The sequence below is a fragment of the Prochlorococcus marinus XMU1411 genome, from assembly GCF_017696075.1.
Taxonomy (GTDB): Bacteria; Cyanobacteriota; Cyanobacteriia; order PCC-6307; family Cyanobiaceae; genus Prochlorococcus_A; species Prochlorococcus_A marinus_V.
In genome coordinates this window covers 119,335-139,564 of record NZ_JAAORI010000002.1, presented here as the reverse complement: position 1 = coordinate 139,564, position 20,230 = coordinate 119,335, and the positions used below count along the sequence as shown (strand labels likewise).

20 protein-coding genes are annotated in these 20,230 nt (G+C 32.9%); 16 read left to right on the top strand and 4 right to left on the bottom strand.

Annotation, left to right across the window (positions count from 1 at the left end; genetic code table 11):
- Nucleotides 1–147 precede the first annotated feature (147 nt).
- The 3 genes from HA145_RS01160 to HA145_RS01150 are packed head-to-tail and all read left to right on the top strand — an operon-like array spanning nt 148 to nt 3,089.
- A complete protein-coding gene (locus tag HA145_RS01160) occupies nt 148–1,800 on the top strand; it encodes a SulP family inorganic anion transporter (protein ID WP_209127496.1) in 1,653 nt (550 codons plus the stop codon).
- Nucleotides 1,801–1,806: 6 nt separating this feature from the next.
- On the top strand, nt 1,807–2,805 hold the full coding sequence (locus HA145_RS01155; protein WP_209127495.1) for a sodium-dependent bicarbonate transport family permease: 999 nt from the start codon (nt 1,807–1,809) through the stop codon (nt 2,803–2,805).
- Between the two features lie 2 nt (nt 2,806–2,807).
- Nucleotides 2,808–3,089 (top strand): P-II family nitrogen regulator, encoded by a 282-nt coding sequence (locus HA145_RS01150; protein WP_002805886.1) that lies wholly within the window; start codon nt 2,808–2,810, stop codon nt 3,087–3,089.
- A 23-nt stretch (nt 3,090–3,112) separates the two neighbouring features.
- Here the strand turns inward: HA145_RS01150 and HA145_RS01145 are convergent, their stop codons facing one another.
- On the bottom strand, nt 3,113–4,069 hold the full coding sequence (locus HA145_RS01145) for an NAD(P)/FAD-dependent oxidoreductase (protein WP_209127494.1): 957 nt from the start codon (nt 4,067–4,069) through the stop codon (nt 3,113–3,115).
- Between the two features lie 251 nt (nt 4,070–4,320).
- Here HA145_RS01145 and HA145_RS01140 point away from each other — a divergent pair, with 251 nt between their 5' ends.
- Both HA145_RS01140 and HA145_RS01135 read left to right on the top strand, forming a co-directional pair.
- Nucleotides 4,321–4,629, top strand: coding sequence for a hypothetical protein (locus HA145_RS01140; protein ID WP_209127563.1), 309 nt, complete (start codon nt 4,321–4,323; stop codon nt 4,627–4,629).
- A 9-nt stretch (nt 4,630–4,638) separates the two neighbouring features.
- The gene (locus HA145_RS01135) at nt 4,639–6,306 is read left to right on the top strand and encodes an ABC1 kinase family protein (RefSeq protein WP_209127493.1); all 1,668 of its coding nucleotides are present in this window, start codon (nt 4,639–4,641) and stop codon (nt 6,304–6,306) included.
- Nucleotides 6,307–6,310: 4 nt separating this feature from the next.
- Here HA145_RS01135 and eno read toward each other — a convergent pair whose 3' ends face one another.
- Nucleotides 6,311–7,603 carry a phosphopyruvate hydratase gene (gene eno / locus HA145_RS01130; protein WP_209127492.1) on the bottom strand — a complete coding sequence of 431 codons (1,293 nt, stop codon included), beginning with the start codon at nt 7,601–7,603 and terminating at the stop codon, nt 6,311–6,313.
- Between the two features lie 261 nt (nt 7,604–7,864).
- On the opposite strand from eno, the gene HA145_RS01125 reads away from it, so the two are divergent.
- The 10 genes from HA145_RS01125 to HA145_RS01080 all read left to right on the top strand — a co-directional run bounded on the left by HA145_RS01125 (nt 7,865) and on the right by HA145_RS01080 (nt 17,083).
- Nucleotides 7,865–10,621, top strand: a complete 2,757-nt coding sequence (locus HA145_RS01125) for an ATP-dependent Clp protease ATP-binding subunit (protein ID WP_209127491.1) — start codon at nt 7,865–7,867, stop codon at nt 10,619–10,621.
- 61 nt (nt 10,622–10,682) lie between these two features.
- Entirely contained in the window at nt 10,683–10,925 is a 243-nt protein-coding gene (secE, locus tag HA145_RS01120; protein WP_209127490.1) for a preprotein translocase subunit SecE, read from the top strand.
- 53 nt (nt 10,926–10,978) lie between these two features.
- Nucleotides 10,979–11,590: a transcription termination/antitermination protein NusG gene (nusG, locus tag HA145_RS01115; RefSeq protein WP_209127489.1), complete on the top strand. Its 612-nt coding sequence runs from the start codon at nt 10,979–10,981 to the stop codon at nt 11,588–11,590.
- A gap of 67 nt (nt 11,591–11,657) precedes the next feature.
- Nucleotides 11,658–12,083, top strand: coding sequence for a 50S ribosomal protein L11 (gene rplK, locus HA145_RS01110; protein ID WP_002805232.1), 426 nt, complete (start codon nt 11,658–11,660; stop codon nt 12,081–12,083).
- Between the two features lie 66 nt (nt 12,084–12,149).
- Nucleotides 12,150–12,857 (top strand): 50S ribosomal protein L1, encoded by a 708-nt coding sequence (gene rplA / locus HA145_RS01105; protein ID WP_011862247.1) that lies wholly within the window; start codon nt 12,150–12,152, stop codon nt 12,855–12,857.
- Between the two features lie 189 nt (nt 12,858–13,046).
- A complete protein-coding gene (gene rplJ, locus HA145_RS01100) occupies nt 13,047–13,574 on the top strand; it encodes a 50S ribosomal protein L10 (RefSeq protein ID WP_011817695.1) in 528 nt (175 codons plus the stop codon).
- Between the two features lie 28 nt (nt 13,575–13,602).
- Nucleotides 13,603–13,998: a 50S ribosomal protein L7/L12 gene (rplL, locus tag HA145_RS01095; RefSeq protein WP_209127488.1), complete on the top strand. Its 396-nt coding sequence runs from the start codon at nt 13,603–13,605 to the stop codon at nt 13,996–13,998.
- 47 nt (nt 13,999–14,045) lie between these two features.
- The gene (gene rnhA / locus HA145_RS01090) at nt 14,046–14,765 is read left to right on the top strand and encodes a ribonuclease HI (RefSeq protein WP_209127487.1); all 720 of its coding nucleotides are present in this window, start codon (nt 14,046–14,048) and stop codon (nt 14,763–14,765) included.
- Nucleotides 14,766–14,771: 6 nt separating this feature from the next.
- Nucleotides 14,772–15,941 carry a quinone-dependent dihydroorotate dehydrogenase gene (locus tag HA145_RS01085; protein WP_209127486.1) on the top strand — a complete coding sequence of 390 codons (1,170 nt, stop codon included), beginning with the start codon at nt 14,772–14,774 and terminating at the stop codon, nt 15,939–15,941.
- 17 nt (nt 15,942–15,958) lie between these two features.
- Nucleotides 15,959–17,083, top strand: coding sequence for a pyridoxal phosphate-dependent aminotransferase (locus HA145_RS01080; protein ID WP_209127485.1), 1,125 nt, complete (start codon nt 15,959–15,961; stop codon nt 17,081–17,083).
- On the opposite strand, the gene murG is transcribed toward HA145_RS01080, so the two are convergent.
- On the bottom strand, nt 17,062–18,153 hold the full coding sequence (gene murG, locus HA145_RS01075) for an undecaprenyldiphospho-muramoylpentapeptide beta-N-acetylglucosaminyltransferase (RefSeq protein ID WP_209127484.1): 1,092 nt from the start codon (nt 18,151–18,153) through the stop codon (nt 17,062–17,064). The genes HA145_RS01080 and murG overlap by 22 nt on opposite strands.
- Nucleotides 18,154–18,193: 40 nt before the next feature.
- On the opposite strand from murG, the gene HA145_RS01070 reads away from it, so the two are divergent.
- A complete protein-coding gene (locus HA145_RS01070; protein WP_209127483.1) occupies nt 18,194–18,919 on the top strand; it encodes a hypothetical protein in 726 nt (241 codons plus the stop codon).
- A 1-nt stretch (nt 18,920) separates the two neighbouring features.
- Here HA145_RS01070 and HA145_RS01065 read toward each other — a convergent pair whose 3' ends face one another.
- Entirely contained in the window at nt 18,921–20,129 is a 1,209-nt protein-coding gene (locus tag HA145_RS01065) for a phosphoglycerate kinase (RefSeq protein WP_209127482.1), read from the bottom strand.
- Between the last annotated feature and the right edge of the window lie 101 nt (nt 20,130–20,230).

Genomic DNA, 20,230 nt, shown 5'->3' with positions numbered 1-20,230 from the left:
ACTTTTGTTCAGGAAAATTAACTAAAATTTATTTAAAAAAAGAAAAAAAAGTTACAAAAATATTTTGCACAAACTTCATTTTTCACAAATTTACGTCATTAAGAGATAATATCTTTTAGTTAAGTATTTATTTTAAGGAGAGCATCTTTGAAAATAATTAATGGATTTCATCTGAACAATGTAAGAGGCGATATTCTTGGAGGAATCACAGCAGCAGTGGTTGCTTTACCTCTAGCTCTTGCTTTTGGTAATGCTGCGTTAGGACCTGGCGGAGCAATTTATGGACTATATGGAGCAGTAGTAGTTGGTTTTTTGGCAGCATTATTCGGCGGAACACCTGCTCAAGTTAGTGGACCTACAGGCCCCATGAGTGTAACTGTTGCAGGCGTAGTAGCAGGATTAGCAGCAGTAGGGGTTCCGAGAGATCTTTCAGCAGGACAAATTTTACCTTTAGTGATGGCAGCAGTAGTCATTGGCGGCTTGCTCCAAATATTGTTTGGGATTTTAAAATTAGGTAAATATATAACTTTAGTTCCATATTCTGTTGTTTCAGGATTTATGTCTGGTATTGGAGTAATAATCATTGCGCTTCAGATTGGACCATTACTTGGAATTAGCACACGAGGTGGAGTAGTCGAATCTTTAACTACTGTATTTTCAAATTTCCAGCCCAATGGTGCTGCTATTGGAGTAGCAATAATGACACTCGGTATAGTATTTCTCACTCCTAGAAAAATAAGTCAGTGGGTTCCTTCTCCTCTATTAGCCCTATTAATAGTTACGCCAATATCAATTTTAATTTTTGGAGATGGAGCTATTGATAGAATTGGAGAAATCCCCAGAGGAGTTCCATCTTTAAATTTCCCAAGTTTTAATCAATATTTCCCAATTATTTTTAAAGCAGGATTAGTCCTCGCAGTACTTGGTGCAATTGACTCCTTACTGACATCTCTAGTAGCAGACAATATCTCTCAAACAAAACATAACTCTGACAGAGAACTTATTGGTCAAGGAATAGGAAATGCTGTTGCAGGTCTGTTCTCAGGTTTACCTGGAGCAGGGGCAACAATGCGAACAGTTATAAATGTTAAATCTGGAGGCTCAACTCCCATTTCTGGTATGGTTCACTCAATTGTATTGTTGATAGTTTTAGTTGGGGCAGGACCTTTAGCTGAGCAAATACCTACTGCGTTGCTGGCAGGAATTCTTATAAAAGTTGGTCTAGATATTATTGATTGGGGATTCTTGAGGAGAGCTCACAAATTATCTTTAAAAACTTCAGTTGTAATGTACGGGGTACTTCTAATGACTGTTTTTTGGGATTTGATTTGGGCAGTTTTAGTTGGTGTATTCATTGCAAATATGCTCACTATTGATTCAATAACCGAAACTCAACTAGAAGGAATGGATGAGGATAATCCTCTATCAAAACATGATCAAGCTAAAAATGCATTACCTGCTGATGAAAAAGCACTACTAGATAGATGTTCAGGAGAAGTAATGTTATTTAGACTTAAAGGACCACTTAGTTTTGGAGCAGCTAAAGGTATTTCTGAGAGAATGATGCTAGTGAGAAACTACAAGGTTTTGATATTAGATATCACTGATGTACCAAGACTTGGAGTGACGGCGACTCTCGCTATAGAGGATATGATGCAAGAAGCAAAAAATAATTCCAGAAAAGCATTTGTTGCTGGAGCAAATGAAAAAGTAAAGGATAGATTAGCTAAGTTTGGAGTTGAAGGCATCATTGAGACAAGAAAAGAAGCATTAGAAATTGCACTTAATGAAATAGCTTAATAATTTATGGAAATAAATCCAATTCTGCAAAATGTATTAGCCCCGCCAGTCCTTTTCTTTTTAATTGGAGCAATATCAGTACTCTTTAAGTCTGATTTAGAAATACCAGCTCCATTACCTAAACTCTTCTCCTTATATCTTCTCTTAGCTATTGGGTTTAAAGGAGGTATAGAGATACAAAAAAGTGGGTTTACAGACCAAGTATTGCCGACATTAAGCGCTGCAATACTAATGTCACTATTAATCCCACTGGTTGGATTTTTAATTTTAAGATTTAAATTTGATGTCTTTAATTCAGCAGCAATAGCTGCAGCGTACGGTTCAATAAGTGCTGTTACGTTTATTTCTGCAGAAAGCTTTTTAGAAAGTCAAAAAATAGCTTTTGATGGGTTTATGGTTGGCGCTTTAGCTTTAATGGAATCTCCTGCAATAATTGTTGGATTATTACTAGTAAAATTTGCAGCCCCCAAAAATAGACCCAAATCAAGGAAAATGCATCTAAGCGCAATATTACATGAATCCCTTTTGAATGGATCAGTGTATTTATTGCTTTCAAGCTTAATTGTGGGATTTTTGACTGCTTCAAGTAATCCCTCAGGGATTACAAAAATGGAGCCATTTACTGGACAATTATTCTATGGAGCAGAATGCTTTTTCTTGTTAGATATGGGAATAGTCGCTGCTCAAAGATTACCGAGGCTGAAAAATGCAGGTTCATTCTTGATTGGTTTTGCAATTTTCATGCCTCTATTTAATGCATTTATAGGTGTTTTCGTTGCAAGATTTCTATCTTTAGGACCTGGCAATGCACTTTTATTCGTGGTTTTATGTGCAAGTGCCTCATATTTAGCAGTTCCTGCAGCTATGAGGATGACAGTTCCAGAAGCTAAATCTAGTTATTATATTTCAACAACACTAGGTCTAACTTTCCCATTCAATATAGTTCTTGGCATTCCAATATATATGAGTTTAGTAAATACCATTATCCCACTTTCCCCTTTATAAAAATGAAAAGATTAGACCTTATATTTAGTGAAAGAGAACTAGATGCAATCATTAAAACTTTAGAAAAAGCAAATGTTCCTGGATATACAGTTATGAAACATGCCACAGGCAGAGGGCCTGAAAGAGTTGTTACTGAAGACATGGAATTTACAGGATTAGGGGCAAATGCTCATGTAATTGTTTTTTGTGAGCAAGAATTAATAGATAAAATGAGAGATAACATCAGGGACGATTTAAGCTACTACGGAGGAGTAGCTTATATTTCTGAAGCAACTCCGCTCTAAATTAAAGATTTAATAATTAGTTATTAAGAATGGATCCAATCTACTCTTATATTCTTTCGACTATTTAAATATCTATCAATTGACATTGCAGCAATACATCCATCAGAAGCTGCAACAACGGCTTGCTTAAATGGTGTATTTCTTATATCTCCAATAGCCCAAACTCCATCAGAATTTGTAGACATAAAGTCATCAACAATAACTCCTCCGTCCTCTTTTAAAGCAATTTGATCCCCTAAAAAATCAGTAATTGGCTTTGAACCACTCATATAAACAAATACTCCATCTAAATTTAAATTAATAGGATTTTCTTCTTGCTTATTTTTTACAACAACTCCATTAACGCCCATATCATCACCCAATATTTCCAATAATCTTGTTCTGCTCCAATGTTTTATATTTGAATTATCCATCAATTCCATAGCTTCTTCATTATCTGATTTAGGATCGCTTGATGTAATCCAATGAACAGTTGATGCAAATTTAGTTAGAACAGTTGCCTCTTCAATTGCCTCCTTGTTCACTCCAACAACGGCAACTTCTCTATTTTTATAAAAAGCCCCATCACATGTAGCACAATAACTAACTCCTTTGCCAAGAAAATCCGCTTCACCTTTAAATGATGCAGGCCTACCCATAGCTCCACTTGCAAGTACAAGTGCTTTAGCTTTGAAAGTGCCCTCGGGTGTATAAACCATTTTCCATTCTCCATTAGCGTCTATTCCAAACACTTGTGCTCTTCTATAGTCTGTGCCGTATTGCACAGCCTGTTCTCTCATAAGAGAAAGTAATTTCTCCCCACTTATATCAACCTGAACACCTGGATAATTAGCTATTTGATGAGTTATTGCTAAGGCGCCAACAGATGGATTTTTATCTAAAATTACTGTCTTTAAGTTTGAACGAGATGTATAAAGCGCGCAAGTACATCCTGCCGGACCTCCTCCGATAATAACTACATCTGATTCAATGATTTCCAATGTAATAAAACTCCTTTTTAGTAGTTAGTTAGATGAGTTCTTGGTTAAAAGATATTCTAATGTAAATACCTAAACCTATGTATAGATATAAGTTAAAAGAAAAAAGAGAAAAAAGCATAATATAGAAACAAACTTACATAGGAAAAACATAAAAAATTAATTATCAAAATTATCAGTTACGTGAAATGTTCTGTATTGATCTATTATTAGTTCATATAGCAGAATTAATTGCTGTAGAACATATATTTTTCATGACCAACTCTGATTACCTTTTAAAAGCTGCTATTAAGAAAGTAACCGAAAAATTAAACGAGATATTGGTTGACAAAATTGAAGAGGCAACAAATATTGCTCAAGACGCTCCAGAAATTCTCAAAAAAGAATTTGATAGTTTGAAAGAATCAATAATCGACGAAGCCTCAAGAATGAAAAAAGCCGAAAATATTCAAGAAAATGAGTCTGCAAATACTTATCAAGATTCCAAAATAAAAAAAGCTTTGGATGAAATTGAAGGTATCAATAAACAAATTGATCTCTTTAATAAAACTAAAAATAAATAATCAAATTAAATGAGTTTTCACATTCTTCATTATCGTTTAAAAAAATTGAAGAGGGCCTTTCTTATTTGGATAACTCTGATTTCACTTTTAATAAATTTGTGGATAGATAATATTAGATTTACAATTTTCCAAACTAAGAAGAATGAAATAAGTAGGGTCCAAGTTAAAAGAGCTAGGCGTTTTACTAATCAATTAATAAAGCTTGGTTCAGCATTTATTAAAATTGGACAATTATTATCAGCGAGACCTGACTTAATTCCTAATACATGGATACAGGAATTATCTAAATTGCAGGATCAAGTTCCTAATTTTTCATTTGTGCAAGTTGAAGAAACTATAAGAAAAGAACTAGGGTCTAAGTTTAATGAAATAGATCAAATAAAAGGTGATCCGGTTGGATCAGCATCACTAGCCCAGGTTCATAGGGCGACTTTAAAAGATGGTAAGAAAGTAGTATTTAAAGTTCAAAGACCCAATTTAAAAGAATTATTTATTATTGATTTGGGCATAATGCAGCAAATTGCAGGATTGTTGCAGAAAAATAAGAATTGGAGTCGAGGTAGAAACTGGGTTGAGATTGCCAAGGAGTGTAGGAAAGTTCTCATGAAGGAGCTTGATTTTAATTGTGAAGCACAATATGCAGCAAGATTTAGACAGCAATTTCTTGATGATGAAAATATTGAAGTTCCTGAAGTAATTTGGGATATGAGCAGTGAAAAAGTCCTTTGTTTAAGTTATCTGGAAGGAACAAAAATAAGCGATTTAGAAAAATTACAATCACAAGAAATTGATTTATCTAAAACTGCAGAAATAGGTGCCATAAGCTATTTAAAACAATTAGTAAATTACGGTTTTTTTCATGCAGATCCTCATCCAGGGAATCTAGCAGTTTCAAGGGAAGGTAAATTGATTTTTTATGATTTTGGAATGATGGGCAATATCTCAAATAATCTTCAAACAAGATTAGGGGGGATGGTTAAGGCTGCTGCATTAAGAGATGCCTCATCACTTGTTAGTCAATTACAACAAGCTGGGCTAATTTCAAAAGATATTGAAGTAGGACCGGTCAGAAGATTAGTCAGACTGATGCTTAAAGAAGCTTTAACTCCACCATTTAGTCCAAATATTATTGAAAAATTATCTGGAGATTTATACGAACTTGTTTATGAAACACCATTTCAACTACCAGTAGATTTAATCTTTGTGATGAGAGCTTTATCAACTTTTGAAGGAGTTGGTAGAATGCTTGATCCAGGGTTTAACCTTGTATCAGTTACCAAGCCCTATTTAATAGAACTTATGACTTCAAATAATCAAACTCCCAACGATTTAATTAACCAATTTGGAAGGCAAGTAGGTGAACTAGGATCTAAAGCTGTTGGAATTCCCAAAAGAATAGATGAAAGTTTAGAAAGATTAGAGCAGGGCGATTTACAATTACAAATAAGAATGGGAGAGTCTGATAGGCAATTCAAAAAAATGTTTACTGCTCAAAAAACCTTAGGCCATTCAATTCTTATAGGCAGCTTATCAATTGCATCTGCTTTACTTGTTACCAATAAACAAAATAATTTTGCATTGTTGCCACTTTTCTTTGCACTACCAATAAGTATTGATTGGATAAAATGCCAATTAAGTATGAGGAAAGGCTCAAGATTAGAAAAACTTAAGCGATAAAAAACTATATATTTTTGGGACCTAAACCTAAAGCCCCAGCGAATCTTGCTTGATTTCCCAATTCCTCCTCAATTTTTAAAAGCCTATTATATTTCGCAATCCTTTCACTTCTACTCAAAGAGCCAGTCTTGATCTGACCGGATCTTGTGGCGACTGATAAATCTGCAATTGTTGTATCTTCAGTCTCACCACTTCTATGACTAATAACACTTGTGAAACCAGACATTTTAGCTAACTCAATAGCTTCCAAAGTTTCAGTTAATGTTCCAATTTGATTTACCTTTATTAGGATTGAATTAGCAGATTTTTCCATAATCCCTTTCCTTAACCTTTCTGTATTAGTAACGAATAAATCATCACCTACAAGCTGAACTTTATTTCCTAATTCTTTGTTTAATTCTGACCAACCCTCCCAATCATCCTCAGCCAAACCGTCCTCTATTGAAACTATTGGATAATTAGAAACTAGTCTTGAAAGATATGAAATCATTTCAGAACTATTTAAACTTTTCCCTTCATATTTATAAGTACCATCACTATAAAATTCAGTACTAGCAGCATCTAAAGCTAAAGATACCTGCTCACCAGGCTTAAACCCGGCTTTTTGAATTGCTTCTAATAATAAGTCCCCTGCCTCTTCGCTTGATGACAAATTCGGGGCAAATCCACCCTCATCGCCTACAGCAGTAGATAGACCTTTTTGATCAAGTAATGATTTTAATGAGTGAAAAATTTCAGTACCCATTCTTAATGATTCACTGAAATTATTAACTCCATGTGGGACAAGCATAAATTCCTGAAAATCAAGACTATTTGGTGCATGAGCACCACCATTTATTACATTCATTAATGGGACTGGAAGAAGATTGGATAATGGATCTCCAAGATATCTATATAGGGGAATGTCTAAAGCATTTGCTGATGCTCTAGCAGTTGCGAGACTTACTGCTAGGATTGAATTTGCTCCAAGGTTAGACTTATTAGGAGTGCCATCAATTTCAATCATTAATTTATCTACTGCAGTTTGATCTAAAGATGACAAACCACATAAAGCCGGCGATATTGTTTCATGAATTTTATTAACAGCATTCAAAACGCCTTTCCCCATATATTTCGAACCACCATCTCTTAATTCATGTGCCTCATGAGCACCAGTGCTAGCTCCGCTGGGAACAATTGCTCTACCACTTGCACCACATTCCAAAAATACTTCTGCTTCTACAGTTGGATTACCTCTTGAATCAAGGACTTGCCTTGCTTCAACAGTATCAATAAGAAAATCAATAGTTTCTTTCACAATTTAATTATTACTATTTAAATCCTATTAATAGCTGAACTATTTGGCTAATATCTGAAATATATATGTTAAACAATTATAATTTTTTGTTTCATAACAGTTTAGATATTAGTTAACACTTTTATTAATTCCAAAGTCCCTGCAACCCCTCTCATAAAAATATTTTTGGAATTCATCTTACAATTTGAAAATTATTGGATGATTATTAATGCAGATCCTATTTAAAATATTAATTAATAATCAACTGTAGTTTTATAGTTTATGAGAGAAACCCTTACATCCAGTCCTGAACTATTTAGCGATATCAGTTGGAACCTTCTCTTATTAGGGGAAGAAACCGCAAAAAAATGGGATCATAGCGAATTTAATATTGAACACATAATTCATACATTGTTCTCATCAAGTGAATTCTTTGCTTTCATTGAAAAATTATCAATCGACCAAGATACAGTTTTAGACATAACAGAAAATTTTTTAGAAGATACACCAATAAATGAGTCAGATATTTTTACTATCGGAGAAGATTTAGAAATTTTATTAGATAACGCGAATCAGATAAAAACTCAATGGGGATCGAGATTAATAGAAATCCCTCATTTACTAATTGCTCTTGGAAGAGATTTAAGAATTGGAAATTATGTTTTTGAGGAAGCAAACCTTTCAATGGAAAAATTAGAGGAAGAATTAAAGTTTTACCCAAATATTAATCAATCAAAAGATTCATTTAATTATGGGAATGTAATTGAAATAAATAATCAATCTAATTTTGAATCAGAGAAAGAAACTTCAGTTAAAGAAGAAAAATTGAAAAAAGCTATTGTTCCATTACCGAAAAGTGAACTTCAAATTGAAACCAAAAAACAAATTGGAAAAGATGAAAATGCTCTTTCAATTTATGGAAAAGATTTAACAGAATCAGCTAAAAAAGGCTTACTGGATCCCGTTTTAGGAAGAGAAAATGAGATCAATAATTTAATGAGGGTACTCTGCAGAAGAAACAAAAATAACCCTATACTTATTGGCAATCCTGGAGTTGGTAAAACCTCAATTGCAAAATTACTTGCTCAATTAATTGTAGACAAAAAAGTTCCTGATACTTTAAAGGACTTAAAAATTATTTCACTTGATTTAGGTGCATTAGTTTCTGGGACCAAATTTAGAGGTCAACTAGAGGAAAGACTAAGCTTAATAATGCAAGAACTAAATAATCCAAACCAAGGAATGATTCTATTTATTGATGAAATTCACTCAATATTAAGTTCTAACAGATCTTCTACCGACATCAGTAATATCTTAAAACCTTTACTAGCTGAAGGAGAACTTAGATGTATAGGTACAACAACACCTGAGAAATTTCGTGAAACTATTGAAAAAGATCAGGCATTAAATAATTGCTTTCAAAAGATAGCTGTTAATGAACCTTCAGTAGAATTAAGCGCAAAAATATTACAAGGGATCAAAAAGAAATATGAATTACATCATGGCATAAAAATTTCTGAAGAGGCTGTAAACTATTCTGCTAAATTAGCCGATAGATACATCAGCGATAAATGTCTCCCGGATAGTGCAATAGATTTAATTGATGAAGCAGCTGCACAGTTAAAAATCGAGTCTAATAATATGCCTCAAATGATTCTCCAACAAGAAAAGAAACTTAATACTATTGATGAAAAATTGAATAATTTGCAAGGAGAAAATAGCGAAGCTCAAGAAAAACTATTGAATAATAGACAACAATCAGAGGCAAAATTGAACGTTCTTTTGGAAAATTGGAACAATTTACGTGAAGAAATGGTGGAATTATCTTTTTTAATGAAAGAAGAAGATAAGCTAACCAAACAAATTAAAGATATATCAAATCGCGAAATTGAAAATGATCTAGATTATTTAGAAAAGCTTGAAGAAGAGTTAAGTGAAATAGAGAATGACATACAAAAAGTTGAAGATAACTTTAATAAAATAAAGAAAAATAGAAATTTCCCTTTTAAATATCAAGTTGAACCGGATGATATTGCAGATGTTATATCAAAAATCACAGGTATTCCAATTTCTAAAGTAGTTTCAAATGAACGTAAGAAATTAATTAATCTAGAAACAGAACTAAGTGAAAAAGTTATTGGACAAGAAAAAGCCATAGAAGCTGTTTCTGCTGCAATTAGAAGAGCTCGAGTTGGCATGAAAAGTCCTAAAAGACCTATTGGATCTTTTTTATTTATGGGTCCTACTGGTGTTGGTAAAACAGAATTAGCAAAATCTCTTGCAACAGCTTTATTTGATGAAGAAGACGCACTTTTAAGATTAGATATGAGTGAATATATGGAGAAAAATGCCGTAGCAAGACTTTTAGGAGCTCCTCCAGGTTATGTTGGTTATGAAGAGGGAGGTCAATTAACTGAAGCTGTAAGACGTAAACCCTATTCAGTAATACTTCTTGATGAGATAGAAAAAGCACATGCAGAAGTATTTAATATCCTTTTGCAAGTCTTGGATGAAGGAAGATTAACGGACTCTCAAGGAAGGACCGTAGATTTCAAAAATACGGTAATCATTATGACAAGTAACCTAGCTGGTAAATCTATACTGGAGTATTCACAAAAGATTTCTAAAAGTGAGGGAAAGTTAGAAAAAGATCAACAAACTCTAGATGATTCAATTAGTAATGCATTGTCTTCAATTTTTAGACCTGAATTTTTAAATCGAATTGACGAAGTGGTAAAGTTTGATCCATTATCTATCGATGAACTTCAAAAAATAATCATTCTACAAACAGAAGATTTAAAGAACCTGCTACTTGAGCAGAGAATAAATATCGCTATAGACAAAAAAGTTATCAACAAAATTGCAAACGATTCTTACGAACCTGAATATGGTGCTAGGCCACTTAGCAGGGAACTTAGAAGACAAATAGAAAATCCCTTGGCTGCAAAACTTTTGGAGGATGAATTTAAAAACAAAAAAAATATCACAATTAAACTTAACCCTGCTAAAAAAGATGAGATCGTTTTCAAACCTAGCTGAGGAGTAAATCAATAAGCTAAAATAAAAACTAAAGCATAAAGCTTAATTTCCAAAAAATCTTGTGACAAGTCCTACTACTAATAAAGAACCTCTTAAAAAAGATTCTACTGAAATTGAAGAGCCTAAAAAAAAGAATAATTTTTTTAGCTCTACCTACGATGAGCTTAAACTTGTCGTATGGCCAAATAAACAACAACTTTTTAGCGAATCAGTAGCGGTTATAATTATGGTATCCTTTTCTGCGGCAGCGATAGCATCTGTCAGCAGATTCTATGGATGGGCAGCCTCGCAAATTTTTGGTTGAATTATCTCCCGAATATCCATTAATAAAGATCTTAATTAAGCTTCCAGAAAAAAATGAGTAATGAATTGACTACAAACCTTGCTTCTTCAAAAGCGAACACTAGCATCGCAAGATGGTATGCAGTTCAAGTAGCTTCAAGCTGTGAAAAAAAAGTAAAAGCGACTCTTGAACAGAGAGCAGTTACTTTAGGAGTTAATAATCGAATTATTGAAATTGAAATTCCTCAAACTCCTGGAATTAAATTAAAAAAGGATGGAAGTAGACAAACAACTGAAGAAAAAGTTTTCCCAGGTTACGTCCTAGTAAGAATGATTTTGGATGAAGACACAATGATGGCTGTAAAAAGTACTCCAAATGTAATTAATTTTGTTGGTGCTGAAGACGGTAGAGGTAGCGGAAGATCACGTGGTCATATCAAACCTCGACCATTATCCAGACAAGAAGTTAATAGAATCTTTAAGCGCGCATCTGAGAAAAAAGCTGTAGTCAAGTTAGATATAGAAGAAAAAGATAGAATTATAGTAACTAGTGGTCCATTCAAGGATTTCCAGGGAGAAGTTATAGAAGTTTCTGGAGAAAGAAATAAATTAAAAGCATTACTTTCAATATTTGGGCGCGAGACTCCTGTAGAATTAGAGTTCTCCCAAATCAATAAACAAAATTAATTTCTAATTGTTCTTGTTTATCGAGTAAAATAATGATTTTCTACCTCAGCTTAAATTCTCAAATCTAATGGCAAAAAAAATTGTTGCAGTTATCAAGCTTGCTTTACAAGCAGGTAAAGCCAATCCTGCTCCCCCCGTAGGGCCAGCTTTAGGACAACATGGTGTAAATATCATGGCATTTTGTAAAGAATACAATGCAAGAACACAAGATAAAGCAGGTTTTGTAATTCCAGTTGAGATTTCTGTTTTTGAAGATAGAAGCTTTACTTTTATCACAAAAACACCGCCTGCTTCCGTCTTAATAACAAAAGCAGCTGGTATAGAGAAAGGATCAGGAGAATCCGCAAAAGGCTCAGTTGGGAATATAAGTAAAGCTCAATTAGAAGAAATAGCCAAAACTAAGCTTCCTGATCTAAACTGTTCTAGTGTTGAATCAGCAATGAAAGTAATTGAGGGTACTGCTCGCAATATGGGCGTCTCTATCACTGATTGAGTTCAAGACAAAATTGCTCACTATTTAGGGGAGGTTAGTTAATAACCGTTTGCACCCAAAATTATTATGAAAAAACTATCCAAAAGAATGGCGGCTCTATCAACCAAGATAGAAGATCGCATTTACGCACCACTTGAAGCTCTTAGTATTATCAAGGAAAATGCTAATGCAAAATTTGATGAAACTATTGAAGCACATATACGTTTAGGTATTGATCCAAAATATACTGATCAACAATTAAGGACCACTGTTGCATTGCCACATGGTACTGGTCAAAGTATCAAAATTGCAGTAATTACAAGCGGTGAGAATGTGTCGAAAGCTAAGGCTGCTGGTGCAGATTTATTTGGCGAAGAAGATCTTGTAGAAAGCATCAACAAAGGAAATATGGAGTTTGATCTACTTATTGCAACTCCAGATATGATGCCAAAGGTTGCAAAATTAGGAAGAGTTTTAGGACCTAGAGGTTTAATGCCTAATCCTAAAGCTGGGACAGTAACTAATGACATTGCTAATGCAATAAAAGAATTCAAAGCTGGTAAGCTCGAATTTAGAGCAGATAAGGCTGGTATCGTTCATGTCCGCTTTGGAAAAGCAAGTTTCACAAAAGAGGCTCTATTTGATAACTTAAAAACCTTACAAGAATCAATTGATAAAAATAAACCAAGTGGAGCTAAAGGAAAGTATTGGAAAACTTTTTATGTAACTTCAACAATGGGGCCTTCAGTTCAAGTTGACATAAATGCTGTACAAGATTACCAACCTGAAGGTTAACGCTTTGTAGTATAATTAGATTGCAATAATACGGCCAAAGAAAGTAGGTTGATTTAGTTTTTCTAAATTTTTAATTCCTACCGAGGACTCGTCTTAAATTATTTCTTTTTGGATCTAATAAAAGCGGCCTCTTTTAAAGAACTTTGCCGCATTTCCTGCTCTCCCTAAATTACGATCCAAAAAACATCAATGGGCCGAACACTAGAGAATAAGCAAAAAATCGTTACTGAGATTAAATCTCTTTTAGACGACTCGGAAATGGCTGTAGTTCTTGACTATAAAGGTTTAACTATCAAAGAGATGTCAGATTTGCGATCTAGATTGCAAACAACTAACGGCATCTGCAAAGTTACTAAAAATTCATTAATGCGCAAAGCTATTGATGGAGATAGTAATTGGAACGATCTTGAATCTTTACTGACCGGAACAAATGCTTTTGTCTTAATTAAAGAAGATGTTGGTGGTGCTGTAAAAGCAATCCAATCTTTTCAAAAAGACACCAAAAAATCCGAGACCAAAGGAGCTTTATTTGAAGGCAGACTTCTTAGCGATTCTGAAATAAAAGAAATTGCAAGTCTTCCATCTAAAGAAGTATTGATGGCAAAAATTGCTGGCGCTCTTAATGGCGTTGCAACAAAAATTGCGATCTCTATTAATGAAGTACCTTCTGGACTTGCTAGATCACTTAAACAACATTCTGAAAAATCAGAATCCTAAATTCAAAACCTAATTAACTTTTAAGAAAATGTCCGCAAAAACCGAAGAAATTCTTGAATCATTAAAATCTCTATCACTTTTAGAAGCATCTGAGCTTGTAAAGCAAATTGAAGAGGCTTTTGGTGTATCTGCTGCAGCTTCTGCAGGTGTAGTTATGGCAGCTCCTGGCGCAGCTGGCGGTGACGCAGATGGTGGCTCTGCTGAGGAAAAAACTGAATTTGATGTAGTTCTCGAAAGCTTTGATGCAGCTGCAAAAATCAAAGTACTTAAGGTTGTAAGAAATGCAACTGGTCTAGGTCTTGGCGATGCAAAAGCACTTGTTGAATCTGCACCAAAAACAGTAAAAGAAGGAATTGCTAAAGCAGATGCCGAATCTTTAAAGAAAGAGATTGAAGAAGCTGGCGGTAAAGTTACACTTAAGTAAGAGAATATTTTTTCAAGCCGATAGACTTTATATCGGCTTCAAAAATTATGAATATTGATAGTATTGCAATTGAAGCTGCAACTGATGGAGCCTGCAGTGGTAATCCAGGTCCAGGTGGTTGGGGTGGACTAATAATTTTTGCAGACAAAAGTGAATTAGAAATAGGTGGTTCCGAGCAAAATACTACCAATAATAGAATGGAACTCACTGCGGCCATAAAAACACTTGAGAAATTAAAAACCTATAAATTAAAGGAGAACTTTAAATTAAGAACTGATAGTAAATATGTCATAGAAGGTTATACAAAATGGATTACTAATTGGAAGAGAAATGGATGGAAAACAAGCTCAGGAAAATCAGTTCAAAATCTTGATTTATGGCAAAAAATTGATCAATTAAGAATTAATGGCCTTGTAATGGAATATGTTAAGGGTCATAGTGGTGACAAACAAAATGATAGAGTTGATAAAATCGCAACTAACTATAGCAAAGGTATATCTTTAGAAAGTAAATTAAAGGAGTCAGAATCTTCAGCTGACTTTTTTGAAAAAAATGCCCCTTCAGAAATTCAGGAATTATTTTCAAGGTATGAATTAATTCAAAAATTTGCCGACAAAAAGTATTTGTTAACTTCACCAGAACTAAGCACTTTATTAGGTGAAGAAAACCATTTAAAGATCAAACTATATTCACTTTTTGAATGGCGTAATTGGAGATTGATTCCTAAAGATAAAAAATATTGGATAATAGAAAGAAAAGAAGCCTAATTTTTTATGAATGAACAAAAAGGGGTATTTAAAAATCTTTATAAAAACTTGATTACCCCTGTATTAAAAAGAGACTCTGGAATTGATGCAGAATACTTAACTAATTTATCTCTTAGCCTTTTATCATTCAGTTCAAGAAAATATAATTGGCCTGTATTTTCATCTATCTTAAAAAATATAAATGAAGAATTTTCTATAGTTGATAAAAGGTTAACTCAGAGCATATGTGGTATAAATTTTTGTAATCCAATTGGTTTAGCTGCCGGTTTTGACAAAAATGGAAATGCTGCAAATGTATGGAAAGATTTTGGTTTTGGATTTGCCGAACTTGGTACAGTAACCAAATTTGCTCAGAATGGAAATCCTAAACCAAGGTTGTTTAGATTAGCGGAGGAAGAAGCAGCATTAAATAGAATGGGTTTTAATAACAATGGTGCTGAAAATCTAGTTAAAAACTTTGTAGAACAAGGAATTGAGTTTAAAAAAAATAGAAAGAATATTTGTTTAGGGATAAATTTTGGCAAGTCTAAAATTACAGATTTATCTCATGCAAAAGATGATTATTTAACTTCTCTAAAATTATTAATTCCATATTGTGATTATGCAGCAATAAACGTAAGTTCTCCAAATACTGAAGGATTAAGAAAGTTGCAAGATCCGATTCTTCTAAAAGAACTTCTTAGAGAAATTAAAAACTTACCTAATTGTCCACCATTATTTGTAAAAATTGCGCCAGATTTAAGTCTTAAAGATATTGAAGATATTTGCCAGTTAATAATTGAGGAAAATATCGATGGGATAATTGCTACTAACACCAGCATAGATAGATTAGGTCTTGAAAATAGGAAGATCAGGCAAACAGGATTATTACTTTCTGAAGAAAATGGAGGATTAAGTGGAAAGCCTCTACAAAAAAAAGCAAATCAAATAATAAAACATATTCATAATATTGATAAAAAGATTATTTTAATTGGCGTTGGAGGAATCGATAGTCCAGAGTCGGCTTGGGAAAGAATTTGTTCTGGAGCATCATTAATTCAACTTTATACTGGATGGATATATAAAGGCCCACAATTAGTCCCCAATATACTTGAAGGGATTTTAAAGCAACTCAATAAACATCAATTATCTAATATAAAAGAGGCCATTGGATCAGATTTAAAATGGGTTAAATAAAAATTAGAAAATGAATAATGAACAATCCGAAAACTAATGATAACTCAACATTAGCCATGCGAATATCAAACTTAAAGCATGGAGGAAATGTATATGCAAATGCAAAAAAATTAAATTTATTACCCTCTGAAATTATTGACGCAAGTGCCTCTTTAGTACCCTTTGATCCACCTCAAATACTAATAGATTCATTAAATGCTGGAATTAAGAATCTTGGATTCAGATATTACCCAGAGAGAAACTTGAATGATCTGAAAGAAATAATCGGTAAATTTCATGGGATAAACCCAGACAATATATTGCCTGGAAATGGAGCTTCTGAACTGATAACTTGGGCAGGTTATGAAGCATCCAAATTTGGAATAAGTTGTATTCCTTCTCCATCATTTGTTGATTATGAAAGATCTTTAAATTGTTGGAATAGCAATTTTATAAATTGCGAATTACCAAAAAACTGGAATGATATTTTTCCTCAATCATTTCCGCTGCATCCAAAAGGTGATGTTATTTGGATAACAAATCCACATAACCCTACCGGCCAATTATGGGAAAAGAATTCATTGGAGGAAGTTGTAAAAAAATATAAATTAGTTATCTGTGATGAAGCTTTCTTATCGATAACACCAAATGGAGAGAAAGAATCTTTAATACCATTAACCCAAAGATTTGACAATTTATTAGTCTTGAGAAGCTTAACCAAAATCTTCAATATTCCTGGTCTTAGATTAGGTTACGTTATTGGCTCATCGAAAATACTAAAACAATGGGAAATCAACAGAGATCCTTGGCCTTTAAATTCATTTTCTATTAAAGCAGGAATTGATCTACTAAGTAATAAGAAATTCTATGAACAGTGGACAAAACAGATTCACAGCTGGATAAATATTGAAAAAAAAAGAGTATTTGAAAAATTATCAAAAATAGAGAACCTTAAAGTTCATAATTCTTCAACCAACTTTTTTTTAATAGAAAGTAAAACATCCTTGTCTCCAAATATAAAATACTTGGAAAATAAGGGAATATTGCTTAGAGAATGCACTTCATTTAGATTTCTTGACGAAAAGTGGGCAAGGATAAGCTTGCAAAATAAGAAAAATAACACTCTTTTATGTAAAGAAATTCAGAATTCCTTTAAAAAATAATTAATAAATTTTTTAATCTCTTTTTTAGATTTAATTTTATTATTATTTTCCATGTTCTTCTTCATTAGATTTAATATTTCATAATGATTTTTTTCCCTTTTTGATTTTATTTTAAAAATTCTTTCTAGAGTTTCTTCAAAAACTTCTTTAGAAATTTTATTCTGATTGATTAAAATTGAGCCTCCACTTTCAGCAAGAATCATTGCATTTTTCTCCTGATGATTATTTTTAGAATCTGGATATGGAATTAAAATTGAAGGTTTTTCAGCCTCTATTAGTTCATTGATTGTCCCTGCACCAGATCTTGATATTACAAGATCACAGTTTTGAATTAAAGCTGCAATTTCATTAGTAAATTTCTTTTGAATATAATTCTTGGAGTTTTTTATATGAACAGGTTGTTGATTAGATTCACCAACAATATGAACTATACGAAACTGTTTTTTTATTAAAAATTCTAAAGATTCATAAAGAATTTGATTTATAGCTTTTGCTCCTTGACTACCTCCCATAACAATCAAAAGAGGTCCATTTCCTTTTGGAACCCATTCTGGCAAAAAATTAAATTTATAGAATTGCTCTCTTAAAGGTGTTCCAGTGAAAATAGTTTTACAATTTTTTAAATACGAATTTGTTTCTTTAAATCCTAAAAGAACATAGTTACATAAAAAACCAAAATATTTCGTGACCATTCCTGGAATTACATTTGATTCATGAATAATGATAGGTATCCTGAGAAGTTTTGAAGCAACAATAGTAGGTGCTGATATATAACCGCCAGTCGCAAAAACTAAGTTAATTTTTTTTTCTTTTAAGATCCTAATTATTTGAAAAGTTGACATTAAAATTTCTATATATTGATAAAACAAAAAAATATTTTTTCTTGGTGTCTTTATATTCAAAGTCCTCAAATTATATTTTTTGGGAATAAAATTTGCATCAAGTCTTTGACTAACACCCAACCAATGAATATTCCATTCATCTTCCACCTCTTTAGAAACTGCTAAGGCTGGGAAAATATGCCCCCCTGTCCCACTGGCTGCAACTAATAAATTATTTTTTTTAGACATAAAAACCTAAAATAGTAGAATAAAATAACCAATCATTAATATGTTTAATTTAAACTTATTCAAAAATATAGGATTTCTTCTCTACTTATTTGTTTATCTTATTATTCCCTATTCAGCAATAACGGAAACTTTAAAAGTTGATTTTATAAGAAATCTAGAAAACTCCTTAAATGCAAGAGATTTAGAATTCTTTAGAAAAAGTTTTAGAAATGAAGAAAGCCAAAATATACCAAAACAATTTTCAAAGATTATTAATGATTTCCCTAACAGTAAATGGAAGATCAAAAGATTAAAACCTAAAATTCCAGATGAAGATATTTTGCGAATAAAAGTTTCTGGGGAAAAAATAGTTAATGGAGAAATATATATACTCGAATCCAAATTTGATTATTTATTTTCAATCGTAAATGGGAAAATAAATGAAGGGATTATCAAAAATTTATTCACCACAATAAGAAACGATAATAAAAAAATAGATATTAGTTTTAAAATTCCTAATAGAGTTCTTACTGGTTCAAAATACGATATCGATATAATTTTAAATAAGCCTCTTGAAGAAGTGATTATTGCTGGAGCTATAAAACCTCATCAAGTTAATTCATTGTTTGAACAAGAAATATTATTGGAGCCATTGGCGTCAGGTGGGATTTTTAAAATTACAAGAGCACCTTCAAAACCAGGGATACAAATTTGGTCAGGAATCATAGCTCATCCTGAAGGAATGATTACTTTCACAAAGAGCATTGATATAGTTGATAAGATATAGCCTAAGCGTCGTTTAACGCAGCAACACCTGGTAAAGTTTTACCTTCTAAAAGTTCCAAACTAGCCCCACCTCCAGTAGATATATGAGACATTTTTTCAGCTAATCCTGCTTTTTCAACTGCTGCAACTGAATCTCCACCACCAATTATTGTACAAACTTCAGAAAAAGCACTTAAGTCCGCAAGAGTCGTAGCTATTGCATTTGTACCGTCTGCAAATTTATCAAATTCAAAAACTCCCATTGGACCATTCCAAATAATTGTTTTACATTCTGCGAGAGCATTCTGAAAAACCTTAATGGAATCTGGACCAATATCTAGACCCATCCAATTCCCACTAATTGCATCAATTTGAGATATTTTACTATTGGCATCAGGAGAAAATTCATCAGCCAAAACAACATCAGTAGGTAATAATAATTCTACTCCTTTTGCTTTTGCTTTTGCTTCTAAATCTTTAGCAAGCTCGAGTTTATCTTCTTCTACAAGGCTCTTTCCGACATCTAAACCTCTAGCTTTATAAAAAGTGAAAATCATACCTCCACCAATCATGATTTTGTCACACTTATCTAGTAAAGAATCAAGTACTCCTATTTTGCTACTAACCTTTGATCCTCCAACTATTGCTGCCAATGGACGCTTTGGGGAATCTACAGCTCCTTGTAGGTATTTCAATTCTTTTTCTAAAAGGAATCCAGCTACTGAGGGACTTAAATAATTTGTAACACCCTGAGTTGAAGCATGCGCTCTATGAGCAGCACCGAAAGCATCATTTACATACATATCTGCATGTGATGCTAATTTTTTAGCAAACTCCAGGTCGTTCTTTTCCTCTTCACCAAAAAAACGAACATTTTCAAGTAAAAGAACATCACCATTAGATAATTTATTTGATTGTGCAACTGCTTCATCACCAATACAACTGTTAGTAAGAGAAACATTGTGCCCCAACAATTCACTTAATCTTGCTGCTACTGGAGTTAATCTCATTTTTTCATTTACCTGACCCTTTGGTCTACCAAAATGAGCAGCTAAAATAACTTTTGCAGAATGATTAATAAGATATTCAACAGTTGGGATTGCTGCACGAATACGCGTATCGTCGGTTATTTGACCATCTTCATTTAATGGAACATTAAAATCTACTCTTACAAGAACTTTTTTTCCTTCTAAATGTGTCTTATCAAGACTGGAAAGAGATAATTTTGACATTAAACAAGCTATATTTATAATCTCAAGACCCTAACGTTAATTTGGGCTTATTGGGTTAAAAAGTAGTTACTGTTACCTATGCCTTAATAAATTTTAAGAAT

Bases quoted from the DNA above. Each gene is read 5' to 3' on its own strand.
- HA145_RS01155 (WP_209127495.1), top strand. From the start codon at position 1,807: ATGGAAATAAATCCAATTCTGCAAAATGTATTAGCCCCGCCAGTCCTT.
- HA145_RS01150 (WP_002805886.1), top strand. From the start codon at position 2,808: ATGAAAAGATTAGACCTTATATTTAGTGAAAGAGAACTAGATGCAATC.
- HA145_RS01140 (WP_209127563.1), top strand. From the start codon at position 4,321: ATGACCAACTCTGATTACCTTTTAAAAGCTGCTATTAAGAAAGTAACC.
- HA145_RS01135 (WP_209127493.1), top strand. From the start codon at position 4,639: ATGAGTTTTCACATTCTTCATTATCGTTTAAAAAAATTGAAGAGGGCC.
- HA145_RS01125 (WP_209127491.1), top strand. From the start codon at position 7,865: ATGAGAGAAACCCTTACATCCAGTCCTGAACTATTTAGCGATATCAGT.
- nusG (WP_209127489.1), top strand. From the start codon at position 10,979: ATGAGTAATGAATTGACTACAAACCTTGCTTCTTCAAAAGCGAACACT.
- rplK (WP_002805232.1), top strand. From the start codon at position 11,658: ATGGCAAAAAAAATTGTTGCAGTTATCAAGCTTGCTTTACAAGCAGGT.
- rplA (WP_011862247.1), top strand. From the start codon at position 12,150: ATGAAAAAACTATCCAAAAGAATGGCGGCTCTATCAACCAAGATAGAA.
- rplJ (WP_011817695.1), top strand. From the start codon at position 13,047: ATGGGCCGAACACTAGAGAATAAGCAAAAAATCGTTACTGAGATTAAA.
- rplL (WP_209127488.1), top strand. From the start codon at position 13,603: ATGTCCGCAAAAACCGAAGAAATTCTTGAATCATTAAAATCTCTATCA.
- rnhA (WP_209127487.1), top strand. From the start codon at position 14,046: ATGAATATTGATAGTATTGCAATTGAAGCTGCAACTGATGGAGCCTGC.
- HA145_RS01085 (WP_209127486.1), top strand. From the start codon at position 14,772: ATGAATGAACAAAAAGGGGTATTTAAAAATCTTTATAAAAACTTGATT.
- HA145_RS01080 (WP_209127485.1), top strand. From the start codon at position 15,959: ATGAACAATCCGAAAACTAATGATAACTCAACATTAGCCATGCGAATA.
- murG (WP_209127484.1), bottom strand. From the start codon at position 18,153: ATGTCTAAAAAAAATAATTTATTAGTTGCAGCCAGTGGGACAGGGGGG.
- HA145_RS01070 (WP_209127483.1), top strand. From the start codon at position 18,194: ATGTTTAATTTAAACTTATTCAAAAATATAGGATTTCTTCTCTACTTA.
- HA145_RS01065 (WP_209127482.1), bottom strand. From the start codon at position 20,129: ATGTCAAAATTATCTCTTTCCAGTCTTGATAAGACACATTTAGAAGGA.